The organism is Flavobacterium rarum (SeqCode), from assembly GCF_965234445.1.
GTDB lineage: Bacteria > Bacteroidota > Bacteroidia > Flavobacteriales > Flavobacteriaceae > Flavobacterium > Flavobacterium rarum.
On sequence record NZ_OZ248502.1, the window covers coordinates 250,770 to 266,067 of the forward strand.

The 15,298-nt window shown below is 32.2% G+C and carries 17 protein-coding genes; 3 read left to right on the top strand and 14 right to left on the bottom strand.

Annotation, left to right across the window (positions count from 1 at the left end; genetic code table 11):
- The first annotated feature begins 3 nt into the window (after positions 1-3).
- The gene (gene msrB / locus AC8GF4_RS13575; protein ID WP_506595424.1) at positions 4-396 is read left to right on the top strand and encodes a peptide-methionine (R)-S-oxide reductase MsrB; all 393 of its coding nucleotides are present in this window, start codon (positions 4-6) and stop codon (positions 394-396) included.
- Between the two features lie 85 nt (positions 397-481).
- On the opposite strand, the gene AC8GF4_RS13580 is transcribed toward msrB, so the two are convergent.
- The 9 genes from AC8GF4_RS13580 to AC8GF4_RS13620 form a co-directional block, all read right to left on the bottom strand.
- Complete coding sequence (locus AC8GF4_RS13580) at positions 482-910, bottom strand: hypothetical protein (RefSeq protein WP_506595425.1); 429 nt, start codon at positions 908-910, stop codon at positions 482-484.
- A 149-nt stretch (positions 911-1,059) separates the two neighbouring features.
- Complete coding sequence (gene sucD, locus AC8GF4_RS13585) at positions 1,060-1,932, bottom strand: succinate--CoA ligase subunit alpha (RefSeq protein ID WP_116764100.1); 873 nt, start codon at positions 1,930-1,932, stop codon at positions 1,060-1,062.
- Between the two features lie 86 nt (positions 1,933-2,018).
- Positions 2,019-2,381 carry a nuclear transport factor 2 family protein gene (locus tag AC8GF4_RS13590; protein ID WP_506595428.1) on the bottom strand — a complete coding sequence of 121 codons (363 nt, stop codon included), beginning with the start codon at positions 2,379-2,381 and terminating at the stop codon, positions 2,019-2,021.
- A gap of 1 nt (position 2,382) precedes the next feature.
- Positions 2,383-3,312 (bottom strand): UDP-3-O-(3-hydroxymyristoyl)glucosamine N-acyltransferase, encoded by a 930-nt coding sequence (locus AC8GF4_RS13595; RefSeq protein WP_506595430.1) that lies wholly within the window; start codon positions 3,310-3,312, stop codon positions 2,383-2,385.
- Between the two features lie 77 nt (positions 3,313-3,389).
- On the bottom strand, positions 3,390-3,956 hold the full coding sequence (gene efp, locus AC8GF4_RS13600) for an elongation factor P (RefSeq protein WP_100430761.1): 567 nt from the start codon (positions 3,954-3,956) through the stop codon (positions 3,390-3,392).
- A 113-nt stretch (positions 3,957-4,069) separates the two neighbouring features.
- A complete protein-coding gene (gene lpxA, locus AC8GF4_RS13605; protein WP_264564081.1) occupies positions 4,070-4,855 on the bottom strand; it encodes an acyl-ACP--UDP-N-acetylglucosamine O-acyltransferase in 786 nt (261 codons plus the stop codon).
- 65 nt (positions 4,856-4,920) lie between these two features.
- Positions 4,921-6,309: a bifunctional UDP-3-O-[3-hydroxymyristoyl] N-acetylglucosamine deacetylase/3-hydroxyacyl-ACP dehydratase gene (locus tag AC8GF4_RS13610; RefSeq protein ID WP_506595432.1), complete on the bottom strand. Its 1,389-nt coding sequence runs from the start codon at positions 6,307-6,309 to the stop codon at positions 4,921-4,923.
- A complete protein-coding gene (gene lpxD, locus AC8GF4_RS13615) occupies positions 6,302-7,345 on the bottom strand; it encodes a UDP-3-O-(3-hydroxymyristoyl)glucosamine N-acyltransferase (RefSeq protein ID WP_506595433.1) in 1,044 nt (347 codons plus the stop codon). Before lpxD ends, AC8GF4_RS13610 begins: the two co-directional genes overlap by 8 nt.
- 130 nt (positions 7,346-7,475) lie before the next feature.
- Entirely contained in the window at positions 7,476-8,705 is a 1,230-nt protein-coding gene (locus tag AC8GF4_RS13620) for an HD domain-containing protein (protein WP_506595435.1), read from the bottom strand.
- A gap of 406 nt (positions 8,706-9,111) precedes the next feature.
- On the opposite strand from AC8GF4_RS13620, the gene AC8GF4_RS13625 reads away from it, so the two are divergent.
- Both AC8GF4_RS13625 and AC8GF4_RS13630 read left to right on the top strand, forming a co-directional pair.
- On the top strand, positions 9,112-11,028 hold the full coding sequence (locus AC8GF4_RS13625) for a DUF294 nucleotidyltransferase-like domain-containing protein (RefSeq protein ID WP_506595437.1): 1,917 nt from the start codon (positions 9,112-9,114) through the stop codon (positions 11,026-11,028).
- Positions 11,028-11,627 carry a 3'-5' exonuclease gene (locus tag AC8GF4_RS13630; protein ID WP_506595438.1) on the top strand — a complete coding sequence of 200 codons (600 nt, stop codon included), beginning with the start codon at positions 11,028-11,030 and terminating at the stop codon, positions 11,625-11,627. The genes AC8GF4_RS13625 and AC8GF4_RS13630 overlap by 1 nt, the downstream gene beginning before the upstream one ends.
- A 12-nt stretch (positions 11,628-11,639) precedes the next feature.
- Here the strand turns inward: AC8GF4_RS13630 and AC8GF4_RS13635 are convergent, their stop codons facing one another.
- From AC8GF4_RS13635 to AC8GF4_RS13655, 5 genes are all read right to left on the bottom strand, one after another.
- The gene (locus AC8GF4_RS13635) at positions 11,640-12,125 is read right to left on the bottom strand and encodes a 4'-phosphopantetheinyl transferase family protein (RefSeq protein WP_506595440.1); all 486 of its coding nucleotides are present in this window, start codon (positions 12,123-12,125) and stop codon (positions 11,640-11,642) included.
- On the bottom strand, positions 12,122-12,376 hold the full coding sequence (locus AC8GF4_RS13640) for an acyl carrier protein (protein WP_506595441.1): 255 nt from the start codon (positions 12,374-12,376) through the stop codon (positions 12,122-12,124). Before AC8GF4_RS13640 ends, AC8GF4_RS13635 begins: the two co-directional genes overlap by 4 nt.
- Positions 12,377-12,419: 43 nt before the next feature.
- The gene (locus AC8GF4_RS13645; RefSeq protein WP_506595443.1) at positions 12,420-13,694 is read right to left on the bottom strand and encodes a beta-ketoacyl-[acyl-carrier-protein] synthase family protein; all 1,275 of its coding nucleotides are present in this window, start codon (positions 13,692-13,694) and stop codon (positions 12,420-12,422) included.
- An 89-nt stretch (positions 13,695-13,783) separates the two neighbouring features.
- Positions 13,784-14,212 (bottom strand): 3-hydroxyacyl-ACP dehydratase FabZ family protein, encoded by a 429-nt coding sequence (locus AC8GF4_RS13650; RefSeq protein WP_506595444.1) that lies wholly within the window; start codon positions 14,210-14,212, stop codon positions 13,784-13,786.
- A gap of 22 nt (positions 14,213-14,234) precedes the next feature.
- Positions 14,235-15,287 (bottom strand): type III polyketide synthase, encoded by a 1,053-nt coding sequence (locus tag AC8GF4_RS13655; RefSeq protein WP_506595445.1) that lies wholly within the window; start codon positions 15,285-15,287, stop codon positions 14,235-14,237.
- Positions 15,288-15,298 lie beyond the last annotated feature (11 nt).

Here is a 15,298-nt window from a genome sequence, read left to right on the forward strand (position 1 = left end):
AACATGAACTTCCCTTTTGTAAAAACAGAAAAAGAATGGCAAGAAGAACTTGGATCGGAGCGATATAGAATTCTACGCCAAAAAGGTACTGAATATCCACATACAGGTAAATACAATCTTCATTATGAAGCCGGAACTTATTGCTGTGGAGGGTGTGGAGAACCTTTGTTTGAAAGTAATTCAAAGTTTGATGCTCATTGCGGATGGCCATCATTTGATGAGTCTATACCCGGAAAGGTAGAATATATTGTTGACAACACTCACGGAATGAAACGAACCGAAATTATTTGTGCCAATTGTGGAGGCCATTTGGGACATGTTTTTGAAGATGGCCCAACAAAAACAGGGCAACGGTATTGTGTCAATTCTTTGTCGGTTGATTTTAAAGAAAAATAACTACTTTATCAGAAAACTAAATTTTAAACATAAAAAAAGCTTTACAAAATATATAAAGCTTTTTTTATGTTTTAAAATGAATGTATTAAAAAGCAACATTCCATCTTGGTAATTTACCATTTTCATCTAAGAAATTTTGTAAAATTTGACCTTCAACTGATGTCGGAATCCCTTTTACATCTGTATTAAAAGTTTCAAACCAAAGTACTTCTAATCTGTCGATATTTTCTTTTTTCATTTGTGCAGGCCAAGAATATTTTCTTCCTGTTTTTGCAAATTGATGACCGTTTACAATTTTGTCATGTAAGCCACCATTTTTGCTTTTCAAAGTTCCGTCATTTTGAACAGTTCCTGTAGAAGCTACCATGATTAATTCTTTTGCATCATTTGCAATAGCGTAAACAACAAAAACTCCGCTTCCAGCTTCTGATGCATTACAAACTTCTTCTAAACTATCATCCTGTGTAAATGTAAAATTTCCTTTTACTGTAAACTTTTCTAATTCTTTGTTCATATTTTTTTTTAATTTGCCACTAAGGCACTAAGGCACAAAGTGATTGTTTATAATTACTTATTTTATCCGAAAAGATAAATTAAGAAAAGCTCCATCTCGTTTATTAAACTAGACGGAGCTTTTAGAATTTTAATTTAAAATACTGAATATTAACCCAATACTTCTTTTACTTTCTTTCCTATTTCTGCTGGAGAATCGACAACGTGAATTCCACATTCTCTCATAATTTGTTTTTTAGCTTCAGCTGTATCGTCAGAACCACCAACAATAGCACCTGCGTGTCCCATTGTACGTCCAGCTGGAGCTGTAACTCCTGCAATAAAACCTACAACTGGTTTACGATTACCATCAGCTTTGATCCATTTAGCAGCATCAGCTTCCAATTGACCACCAATTTCACCTATCATTACGATACATTCTGTTTCTGGATCATTCATCAATAATTCAACAGCTTCTTTGGTAGTTGTTCCAATAATTGGATCTCCACCAATACCAATAGCAGTTGTAATCCCTAATCCTTGTTTTACAACTTGGTCAGCAGCTTCATAAGTTAAAGTTCCAGATTTTGAAACGATTCCAACAGTTCCTTTTTTGAAAACAAAACCTGGCATAATACCAACTTTAGCTTCTCCTGGAGTAATAACACCTGGACAGTTAGGGCCAATTAATCTAGCATTTCTTTCTTTAACGTAGCTATTTGCCTTAATCATATCTGCAACTGGAATCCCTTCGGTAATTGCAATGATTACTTTTATTCCAGCATCTGCAGCTTCCATAATGGCATCAGCAGCAAAAGCGGGTGGAACAAATATGATAGTTGTATCGGCTCCAGCTTGTTCAACTGCATCTTTTACAGTATTAAAAACCGGAAGATCCAAATGTGTAGTTCCACCTTTTCCTGGAGTAACTCCTCCAACAACATTTGTACCATATTCAATCATTTGAGAAGCATGGAAAGTTCCTTCGCTTCCTGTAAAACCTTGAACAATTATTTTTGAATCTTTATTAACTAAAACACTCATGATATATTTTTTATGTAGTTTTTAAAATTGTGTGGCAAAAGTAAGGCTTTTGCAATTATTTATTCCTTTTTTTTAAATAAAAATCATTACAATATTTGACTCATTTGAAACCCCTTGAATAATTTATTGTCTTTTATTTCCCAAATAATCATTATATGCGCTAAAAACATTTCTTCTCTTGGATTTTCAATCGTTTTTACATATTGAGTAAAGCGAACCGAAACCATTTTGTCTTCTTCCAAAATATGAGTAATTCTGACTTTAGTTCGAACATAAGCTCTACTAATTTCGGAAGTTATATTCATCATTTCATCATAATTCATTTGGACAAAACCTTTACTACTATGCCAATCCAATGTAAAATCAGGATGTAAATACTCCTTCATAATCTCAGTGTTAATGAAGGCATCTGATTTATAAAAACTTTTTACGATTTCTTTTGCAGACATATTATTTTATTTTTTTTAAAATTTCAGGAATTTTTTTAATATTAGCAAGCTGTTTCAGTTTTTCTCTGGATTCTTCTATTGGCGTTCCAAAATAACTTTTCCCGCCTTCAACAGATTTGGTAACTCCTGTTTGTCCTAAAATTACTGCTTTGGCACCAATCGTAATTCCGCTAGTTGTTCCTACCTGTCCCCAAATAGTAACTTCGTCTTCTATAATTACACATCCAGCAATGCCGGTTTGAGATGCAATTAAGCAATTCTTACCAATAACAGTATCATGTCCAACATGCACTTGATTGTCTATTTTGGTCCCTTCACCAATAGTAGTATCTCCAGTTACTCCTTTGTCAATAGTACAAAGAGCACCAATCCCTACATTATCTTTTATGACAACTCTCCCGCCAGAAATCAATTGATCATAACCGTCTGGTCGCTTTTTGTAATAAAAAGCATCCGCACCAAGAATTGAACCTGCATGAATTATTACATTATTTCCAATTACAGTATAATCATAAATGGAGACATTGGAATGAATTAAGCAGTTCTCCCCTATTTCAACATGATTTCCAATAAAGGAATTTGGCTGTATTATTGTCCCTTTTCCAATTTTGGCAGAAGCTGAAACGGAAACATTGGAGTACTGAAAAGGTTTAAAATGATTGGTTAAAGTATTAAAATCTCTAAAGGGATCCTCTGAAATCAAAAGTGCTTTTCCTTCTGGACAATCTACTTTCTTGTTTATTAATACAACAGTAGCAGCTGAGTTTAAAGCTTTGTCATAATATTTGGGATGATCTACAAATACAATATCACCTGGTTCTACAACATGAATTTCATTCATACCATAAACTGGAAAATTGGAATCACCTATAAACTCACAATGAAGTAAATTGGCTATTTGTTGTAAAGTCTGTGTTTTGGGAAATTTCATTTTTGAAAGAGGTTATAAGTTTAAAGTTTAAAAGTTTAGATTAAAAAACTAAACTTTTAAACTTACAAACCATAGAACTATGCTTTAACACGTTCCATATAAGAACCTGACGTAGTATCAATTTTGATTTTATCTCCTTCATTAATAAATAAAGGAACATTTACAGTAGCTCCAGTTTCAACAGTGGCTGATTTAGTAGCATTTGTAGCTGTGTTTCCTTTTATACCTGGTTCGGCATAAGTAACTTCAAGGATTACAGAAGCTGGCATATCTACAGAAAGAGGCAAATCTGTCTCGGTATTAATACTTACCATAACATTTTCTCCTTCTTTCAACAAATCTGGTGAGTCAAGAATATTTTTGTTTAAAGAAATTTGTTCGAATGTCTCAACATTCATAAAGTGAAATAAATCTCCTTCTGGATATAAAAATTGAAATTTGTGATTTTCGACTCTTACTTCTTCAATTTTATGTCCAGCAGAAAAAGTATTATCTAATACTTTACCATTGCTCAAACTTCTTAATTTGGTTCTTACAAACGCAGGCCCTTTCCCTGGTTTTACGTGAAGAAATTCAATGATTTTATAAATATCATTGTTGTATTTTATGCACAATCCGTTTTTAATATCTGATGTAGATGCCATTGTAATTTATTTTAGATTTAAGAATTTAGATTTTAAAAAGACCCATTTCTTGTTATTTATTATATAATGTTTGTTGTAAATTATGATGAAAACTTGAAATTTTAATTTTAAAATTAATAGTTCCCTGAATATCCTTTCATTACTCCTCTAGATGAATTTCGAATAAAATCTAATATTTCATCGCGTTCTGGAGTTGCTTCCATTTCGGCTTCAATGATATCCATTGCTTGCGAAGTGTTGTAGTTTTTTTGATATAATATTCTATATATTTCTTGAATTTCTCTTATTTTTTCGGTTGTAAAACCTCTTCTTCTTAATCCAACAGAATTAATTCCCACATAAGATAATGGTTCTTTTGCTGCTTTAGTAAAGGGCGGTACATCTTTTCGAACCAAAGAACCTCCAGAAACCATTGCGTGATCACCAATATGAATAAACTGATGTATTGCTGCTAACCCTCCTATAACTGCATACTTCCCAACAATTACGTGTCCTGCTAGCGCTACACCATTTACAATTATTGCATTGTCACCAATATGACAATCATGGGCAATATGCGCAGTAGCCATAACTAAACAGTTGTTTCCCAACGTAGTTTGACCAGAAGCTATAGTACCTCTGTTTATAGTAACACATTCACGAATAGTACAATTATCACCTATTATTGCCAAAGAATCCTCTCCGCCAAACTTCAAGTCCTGGGGAACAGCCGATATTACTGCTCCTGGAAAAATATTACAATTCTTTCCAATTCGCGCACCTTCCATAATCGTAACATTAGACCCTATCCAAGTTCCATCTCCAATAACAACATTATTATGAATGGTAGTAAAAGGCTCTATTACAACATTTTTGGCGATTTTCGCACCTGGATGAACATAAGCTAACGGTTGATTCATCTGCTTTTTTTTAAATTAATATTATATCGATGCATATCCATTGTTTTTAATGGACCATCTTGTATTTATTGTTTTCTTGCAATTTGTGCCATTAATTCGGCTTGAGCAACCAATCTTCCATTGGCATAGGCATTGGCTTGCATGTGACAAATTCCTCTTCTTATTGGAGTAATTAAGTCACACTTGAAAATAAGCGTATCTCCAGGCAATACTTTTTGTTTGAATTTAACATTATCAATTTTCATGAAGAATGTCAAATAATTTTCTGGGTCAGGAACAGTACTCAGAACAAGAATACCTCCAGTTTGCGCCATTGCTTCTACAATTAAAACCCCGGGCATCACTGGAGCGTCTGGAAAATGTCCAACAAAGAAATTCTCGTTCATTGTTACATTTTTCATTCCGACAACATGACTATCGGACATTTCGATAATTCTATCAATCAATAAAAATGGTGGTCTATGTGGCAGCACCGCCATAATTTTATGAATATCCATTAAAGGTTCAAGGTTCAAATCATAAGTTGGAACATAATTTCTTTGCTCATTTTTTATAATTTTAGCCATTTTCTTGGCAAATTGTGTATTTACAAAATGACCTGGTTTGTTGGCTATAATCTTTCCTTGAATTTTGGTTCCAATTAAAGCTAAATCTCCAATTACATCCAGCAATTTATGTCTAGCTGCTTCATTTGGAAAATGCAAAGTAAGATTGTCTAAAATTCCATTTGGTTTAACGGTAATTTCGTCTTTTCCAAATGCTTTCTTTAAACTTTCCATAGTAGAATCAGAAATATCTTTATCTACATATACTATAGCATTGTTTAAATCTCCTCCTTTAATTAATCCATTTTCTAAAAGCGATTCTAATTCATGCAAAAAACTAAACGTTCTTGCATTTGAAATTTCAGCCTTAAACTCAGATATACTTTTCATTGTAGCATTTTGAGTTCCTAAAATTTTAGTCCCAAAATCTACCATTGTTGTTACACTGTAATGATCACTAGGCATCACCATAATTTCGCTTCCAGATGCTTCATCTGTAAATGAAATTACTTCCTTTACAACATATACATTTCTATTTAATTCTTGCTCAACGATTCCTGCTTCATCTATTGCTTCAATAAAATATTTGGAAGAACCATCCATAATTGGCAATTCAGAAGCATCTAACTCGATAATAATATTATCAAGATCGCATCCCATTAAAGCAGCTAATACATGCTCCGGAGTTTGAATTTTGACACCTAGTTTTTCTAAATTTGTGCCTCTTTGTGTATTGACAACATAATTAGCGTCAGCCTCAATAACAGGTTGTCCTTCTAGGTCTACACGAACAAATGTAAATCCGTTATTAACAGGAGCAGGTTTAAAAGTCATTTTAACTTCTTTTCCTGTGTGTAATCCAACCCCAGTAAGTGAAACTTCTGTTTTGATGGTCTTCTGTTTAACCATTGTTTCCATTTTTTTGGTTTAAAATTTGTTTTTTTAACTCTTCTATCTCTTTTACCAATTTTGGCAAATTCTTAAAATGAACATACGATTTACTATAATCCGAATATCCAAAAGTTGGACTTCCTTGTAGAATTTCATTGTCTTTTATACTTCTTCCTACTCCAGATTGAGCCTGAATTCGAACATTATTCCCTATTGTCAAATGACCAACAATGCCTACTTGACCTCCAATCATACAGTTCTCACCTATTTTGGTAGAACCTGCTATTCCTGATTGAGCTGCAATTACAGTATTTTTTCCTATTTCTACATTGTGAGCAATCTGAATTAGGTTATCAATTTTAGCTCCATTTCTGATTACTGTTGATCCTAATGTTGCTCTGTCAATGGTAGAATTTGCTCCTATGTCAACATTGTCTTCAATAATTACATTTCCAATTTGAGGTATTTTGTTGTAAGTACCATCTTCGTTTGGAGCATAACCAAACCCATCTGCACCGATAACTGTACCAGAATGAATGGTGCAATTGTTACCAATAATGGTTTCAGAATATATTTTAGCGCCTGCAAAAATAACAACATTATTACCAATAGTTACGTTGTCTCCAACAAAACTACCTGGGTATATTTTTACATTATCCCCCAAAACTACATTATCTCCAACATAACTAAAGCTTCCTAAATACAAATTTTCACCATATTTAGCACTTTCAGATATTACAGAAGGCTGTTCAATACCATTTTTATTTAATTTAACTTGATTGTAAAATTCTAATAATTTAGAAAAAGCTTTATAAGCATCTGCAACCTTTATTAGTGTAGTAGATATTGGTGATTCGGGAACAAAACTATCATTAACAATTGTAACCGAAGCTTTTGTTGTATATATAAAGTTAATATACTTAGGATTAGACAAAAAAGTAAGTGAACCTTCAGATCCTTCTTCTATCTTAGATAAACGAGAAACTTCAATATTGGGATCACCAACAATTTCTCCTTCAAGTATGGTTGCTATTTGTTCTGCTGTAAATTTCATTTAATTGAATTGTATTCTTAAAAATTATAAAATTGAACATACGGCTTGTTGTTCTCCCTTTATAAAATAAAAATAGATTGGCTTATTTAATTGCGACAAAAATATAAAAAATAGGTTTTAAATGTTAATTTTAAAGCAGTTGTTTTGGAAAACAAATATAATACTTCGTTACTAACTTTGATAATGATTTCAAATTCAGCTGGTCAGAGGCTTCTACAACATCTTCAATTGTCTTATCTTTATTCAAAATTCTTATGGGTTCTGCAACTTTACTATACGCTTGACTCTTTATTTTTCCTTTGAATATAAAATAACTAGATTCTGCTAGTGAAATTTTATTTTGAATAGAAAATCGTTCTTTAAGCACTTGTATCTCTTCCAAGGAAACTTTATCATTCGTTAATTTTATTTTCAACAAATCTCTGTTTATGATCATTTTACTTAATGAGGAAAGTATAAAATCATCTTGACTTTCCCAGGCTTTCAAGGCACTTATAATATCAAAATCATCTAATTTGGCGAACAAATTCAATGTTTTTTGGTCAAAAGTTTCAATAGTCACCTTATTTTGCATAAAAAACAATAACGGTTTACTACAGGGCAAAATCACTCCTCTTTCGGTCAATTCTTTGGCACGTTTTAAAACTTTGGTTAATATCAATTCGGCTACCAAGCTAGTTTTATGCAAATACACCTGCCAGTACATTAATCGTCTTGACATTAGAAATTTTTCGACTGAATAAATACCTTTTTCTTCGATAACCAAAACATCATCTACAACATTCATCATTTGTATCAATCGTTCTGAATTGACATTTCCTTCAGAAACACCCGAATAAAAACTGTCTCGTTTTAAATAATCCATTCGATCCATATCCAACTGACTCGATATCAACTGAAGCATAAACTTGCGGTGATATTCTCCTTTAAAAACTTGAATGGCAAGACTTAATTGACCTTTAAACTCAACATTGAGTTGATTCATTAACAATAAAGAAATTTCTTCATGATGCACATCTTCAACAATACTGCTTTCCATAGCGTGCGAGAATGGTCCATGCCCAATATCGTGAAGCAATATGGCAATATATAAAGCATTTTCTTCTTCAGAACTTATGATTACTTCTTTAAAACGTAAAACCTCTACTGCTTTTTGCATTAAATGCATACAGCCTAGCGCGTGGTGAAATCGAGTATGATTTGCTCCTGGATATACTAAATATGACAAACCCATTTGAGAAATCCGCCTTAAACGCTGAAAATAAGGATGCTGTACTAAATCGTAAATTAATTCATTTGGAATAGTAATAAATCCGTAAATGGGATCATTGAATATTTTTAATTTATTTATTTGAGACACTATTTTTTGTATTTAAGTTAACAAATATAACTAAAATTGTAATCAATCGTTTAGCAGATTCTAAGTTGATGATTAGGGCGAGACCTTTTTATCGCAAGGGGGCTACTTAACATACCGCATAGTCGCCCCCTTACAATAAACAGGTCGGGCTATTTGGGCTACTTCGGTAGCTTCCGTCTATCCCTCTCGCAAAACAACATCAATCAATGATTATAATTTTAGAAATAGCAATTTTTAATTAATAGGTTTGAATTAAATTCATAAATTGAAAAGTACTATAGTCTAATACTATTGATTCAAATTACCTGAAAATTTGGTTCAATAGCATTATTTAAAAAATAAAAAAATTCAACTTCGTTTTAAAGCCTATTTTTATTATTTTTACAAGATTACTTTAAAACAAACTATGAATACAATCGCAGAACATATAGCCGATTTTCTAAAAGTATACCCGCCATTTGACAACTTGACTTTTCAAGAATTATCTGTGATTGCATCAAATATTCAGGTATTGAATCTCGAAAAAAACAGCACTTTATTTCAAATAAATGATAAATTACATGATTGCTTTTATGTAGTTGCTTCTGGTGTTATACATTTGTCTGTCATTTCAGATGCCGAAGAAACCTTATTGAACAAATGCCATGAAGGCGATGTATTTGGATTACGTCCTTTTTTCGCCAAAAATAATTACATGATGACTGCTAAGGCTCGTGAAGAAAGCATTATATATGGCATACCTATAAGTACATTCAGACCTTTTGTAGCAAATAACCCGGATGTTTTAAATTTCTTGTTAGAAAGTTTTGCTACCAATACATGGAATCCAAAGGATAAAGAAAATCTACGAGGTAAATTATCCTCTGATAATGTCTATTTTGTGGATCAAAAATCTGAAATGCAATATTTTCAATCGCTTACTTATAATAGATCACCTCTTACTGCAACTACTTCAGAAATAGCCAAAGACGTTGCTTTTCGTATGTCCGAAAACTTTTCTACTAGTGTTGTAATTTGTGAAAATCATTTACCTATCGGAATAGTTACACACACCGATATGTGTTCCAAAATTGCAACTGGTCAATTTCCACTTACCGTAACAATGAAAGCAATTATGTCTTCTCCTGTAGTTACAGTTGTTGAAAATGTTTCTTTGGCAGAAGCACAACTTATAATGCTAAAAAACAATGTTACACATTTGTGCGTAACTTTGGACGGAACAGACAAATCGGCCGTAAAAGGGGTGATTTCCGAACATGATTTAATTATTGCTCAAGCTAATAATCCTGGAGTTTTAATAAAAGAAATAAAAAGAGCTTCAAATGCTAAAGAATTAAAACATCTTCGAGAAAGATTATCCGAACTAATTCAGAATTCAATTCACAAAAATATCCCGCTTTCCAATATCAACAATATTGCAAGCGAAATTAATTCAGCTATATTGAAACGATCGGTAGAACTAGGAATTTTGGAGTTAGGCTCTCCTCCTGCTCGGTTTTCTTGGATAAGTATTGGAAGTCAAGCCAGAAAAGAACAACTACTACTCACTGATCAAGATAGTTTATTAATATTTGAAGATGTTGTTTCTGACAAATATAGAGATGTTAGAGATTACTTCTTGAGGTTAAGCAAAAAAACAACACTAATTCTGGAAAAAGTTGGATATGAATTGTGTCCAAACGGTCATATGGCAAGCAACATGTTGTGGTGTAAATCATTGACAGACTGGACAAAACAATATGACAATTGGATGAATACTCCAGGTGAAAACAGCAATGATCTTAGTAGTATTTTCTTTGACCTAGAACTCGTTTTTGGAGAAAAAAAGATTTTCGAAGCTCTGGAAAATGTCATTACAAAAAACCTAGAACACAACAATTTGTTTTTTGATTACCTAGGCAATGATGCTTTAAGAAAAAATGCACCTCTAACGTTCTTTAAGAAATTTGCACTCGAAGAAGACGAACCTAATAAAGATAAGTTTGATATAAAAACCAAAGCATTAATGCCACTTATTGATGGCGCCAGATTATTTGCTTTGCACTTCAATATAAAAGGTTTAAACAACACTTACTTACGTTTTAAACAATTAGCAATTATTGATTCCAAAAATTCTGATATTTATTTAAATTGTGCAGAAGCATTTTTAACTTTATCAAAAGTTAGAGTGAATGAAGGCTTAAAAAATGAAAATTCAGGACAGTACATCAATATTAGCGAACTAACCAAATTAGACAAAGAAAAACTAAAGAATGCCTTAGCCCCAATGAAAGATCTAGAAGAATTAATTAAAAGTAATTTCAAACTAACTCAATTTTCATAATGATGCTCGATTGGCTAAAAAACATAAATAAAGAACACCCTGATTTTTGGAAAACTTACCTTGAGAAGTTCGAACATAAATCAAAACGCTTCGTTGTCTTTACTACAGAAACTTCAGGTTTAAATCCAGACAAAGATGTTATTTTATCTATTGGTTCTTTTGCTATAGTAAATAATAGCATTCAAATTGGAGATAGTTTTGAATCTATTTTATTACAATATAAATATTTTCATGACAATGGTTTATCCAATGAATTCATTTTGGAAAGTAAAATGAAGAAACTAAGTGAACCCGAAGCAATACAAGCTTTTATCGATTATATCGGAAACGCAATTTTAATTGGGCATCATGTAGATTTTGACGTAGATATGATTAACAGTGCATTGGTTAGATTGGATTGTGGAAGATTAAAAAATGAAGCTTTAGATATCGATGTTATGTATAGAAAACTAATGGATATAAATGACAAACAGTTTTCTTTAGATGAATTATCTGATATTTTTAAACTACCTAAAAACATCCGAAACTCTCCAGCCGAAGAAGCTTATACCATAGCCCTTTTATTTTTAAAATTAAAAACGAGATTGGGTATTAAATAATATCATATCCTATTATAATGTTATAATTCTTTGAAAAATACCATGATGGGTTATAGAAACCGGAATTTTTTCTTTGGTTTTAGATTCAAAAAGAAAAGGTACTCCCTTTTCTTTTTGAATATTTTCGACAGTTTCCAAAGATTTTATATTATCAAATAAAGCAAATTTAGAAACTGCAATAGTATATACAAAGTCATCTTCAATTTGAGTTTTAGTATAAAAAATAAAATCATCAATACGTACTGTTCCGGTACTTAAATCTTCAAAATCACACTCAATCCTCAAAGGAAAAAAACCGCTAATACCTGTTTTACGATTGTAAATTTTATATGCAGATTCTTTCCTACTCCATAGATTCCAAACCATACATTCTGGGTTGAAATCATTAAGAATCAAAGCTTGTTCCTGCAAAGTAAAAATTTTATTCAAAAATCCTTTTCGTCTCCAATTACTTTCTTTCTGAGCCAAATCCAGATCTACAATATCATTCCCAATCATTTTTTCGCCAATTCAGTATCTATTATTTCAATTGCTGTTTTTACATTGACCATTTTTTCCATCGACTCATTATCAATAATGATATCGAACTTTTCTTCAATATCCAAAATCACATCAACAAGATTTGCTGAATTAATTTTCAAATCATTTATAAAAGTGGTTTCCTCAGTAAGAGAATCAAAAGCTTCCTGATCTTGAATATAAGGCTTCATTATATTCTTTAAATGCTCTAATGCTGTTTCCTTATCCATAAAATTATATTTATTTATTATTATTTATCACAAAACCTAGATATTAATTTTTAAATTTTTTAAAAACCACACATCCATTTACATCTCCAAATCCAAAACTAGCTTTCAAAACAACATTCAAATCCTTTTCAATTAATTCATTCGAAATCCTAGAAGAATCTATTATTGAAGTAATCTCAGGATGTAAATCTTCACAATTTATATTGGGAAAGACAAAACCTTGATGCAATTGCAAAACGCTTGCAACACTTTCAATGCTTCCAGAAGCCGACAAACAATGCCCCACAGTTGACTTCAATGAATTGATGTATGGAAAATCAATACCAACTCTATCGAGTGCTAAACTCCAATTAGAAATTTCCAAACTGTCTTTTGATGTAGCAGTAAGATGACCGTTGATTGCATCAACATCTTGAGCCATAATACCTGCATTTGCAATAGCATTTTTAATACATTTTTGAACTGCCATAGGATTAGGAGCTGTTAAAGATCCCAAACCTCTTTGACCTCCCGAATTTAAAGCTCCTCCTGCTACTTCTGCATATATTCTAGCGCCACGTTTTAATGCAGACTCCAAATCTTCTAGTAATAAAGCTCCGGCACCACTTCCAGGAACAAAACCTGAAGCGCTAGCAGACATAGGTCTTGAACCAGTTTCAGGTGAATCATTATGTTTAAACGTACAAACTCTCATTGCGTCAAAACCACCCCAAATGTATGGCCCAGAATCACTTGTACTTCCTGCTAAAATTCGTTTGGCTTGTCCTGATTGAATTCGATCATAAGCCATAATAATACTTTCAGTCCCAGTAGTACATGCTGAAGAATTAGTGGAAACTTGATTCCCCAAACCTAATTTCCCAGCCAAATAGGCACTTACACCACTATTCATCGTTTGAATAACAGAAGTACTACCTAGATTCCGTGTTTTGAAATCATCTATCTTATAAATACTTTCTCTGAATTTTTCAATCCCAGAAGTACCGCTTCCAAAAATAGTACCACTATCCCAATCGGGTTCATCCATTATATTCAAAGACAAACCAGCATTTTTCCAAGCATCAATACCTGCGATAACTCCGTATAAAATCCCAGATGAATTAAAATTTCTAAGCTCCAATTCTGTAAAATAGTTTAAAGCTAATTCGGTCGTAACATTTGGTAATCCCGCAATTTGACAAGAAAACTTCAAACGTTCCAATTCCTCTATATGTTTTATTCCAGAAATTCCCTTTTTTACAGCATGTTGAAACGCATCAAGTCCAACACCATTTGGAGCGACTACACCTAAACCTGTTATAACAACTCTTTTTTTCAATTTCAATAGCAATTTCAATAGCAATTTTCAACAAAACAAATTGAATCATTGCCACTATTTTATATTATTACAATTTTCCTTTGTATTCTTCACACCAACATTCCTGCAATTGTACCACTACAAACTAATTCTCCTTTTTCATTTTGCATACTCACTTTGCATTTTAATTTTCCAAACCTGAAATATATTTTCTCTGAGAATACAGTAACTTTTTCATTCGGATAAACAGGTTTTAAAAAATCAATAGATGTTGATGTTAAAGCTATTAAAGTATTTGAATTCAGTTTTTCATTTAATAAAAAAACACCCAAACAAACAAGTCCAATTTGCGCCATAACTTCTATTAAGATTACTCCTGGTGTAACTGGTTTGGCTTTAAAATGACCTTTATAAAAATCTAATTTTTCATTGAACGTAAACTCTCCTTCAACTCCTTCTTCATCAATTTTTAGAATTTTATCCACAAACAAAAACGGTTTATCATAAGGTAATTTCGAAAGTATATCTATTTTTTCCATCGACTTTATTAAACCATTATAGTTAAAATTGCAGCAATACTCTTTGAGCCGAAAATCCTGGTCCAAAACTCAACATCAAACCCTTTGAGCCCTTTTCTGGTTTTTTATCCATAAATTGCTCTAAAACATACAATACGGTAGCACTTGACATGTTCCCGTAAAGTTTTAATATCTCTTTGGTATCATTAATGTTTTTTCCATAAGATGAAAACAAATCTTCTACCAATTGTACAATCTTTTTGCCGCCTGGATGAAAAATCAAATGATCAATATCAGAAATATTTAAACCGTTTTTTTTCAAAAATGGATGAATAATATCTTCAAAATGAAAAGAAATTGTCTCAGGAACTTCTACATCCAAAACCATTTGCAAACCTGAATTTGTAAGCTTAAATCCCATCATATCAATTTTATTATAAAAATGATACATTTCTTCTGCTAAAACCTCAGGGCCTTCTTCGTCTTCTATCGACGAAAGTAAAACACAAGCTGCTCCATCTCCAAAAATAGCAGCACTAACAACATTTGCCATTGAATAATCATCCAATTGAAAAGTAGCCGTAGGACTTTCAACAGCAATAACAGCAGCTCTTTTTCCGGGATTGGCTTTTAGAAAGTTCTTAGCATAAATAATACCCGAAATTCCAGCGGCACATCCCATCTCCGTAACAGGCAACCTAACAATATCCTGCCTCAATTTCAAACTATTAATCAAATACGCATCTAGCGATGGAATCATAATTCCAGTGCAACTTACTGTTATAATATAATCCAGATCCGTTGGTAACCATTGTGCTTTTTTTAAGGCTTTTTCTAAGACTTTTTCTCCTAAATCGATTACTTCCCTGACATAAATATCATTTTTAGCTTCAAAAGAACTGCTTTCAAAAACTTCAATCGGATCCATTATAGAATATCTCTTATCAACAGCTGCACCTTCAAAAATTTTCTTTACTTTTCGAATAAAACGCTCTTCCTGCCCTACTAACCAAACATCCAAAAATGGAAGAATCTCTTCTGTTGTCCTAAAAAACTTAGGCAATTGCTTGGCAACACATTTTATTTTTACACTCATTTTATTCTTTA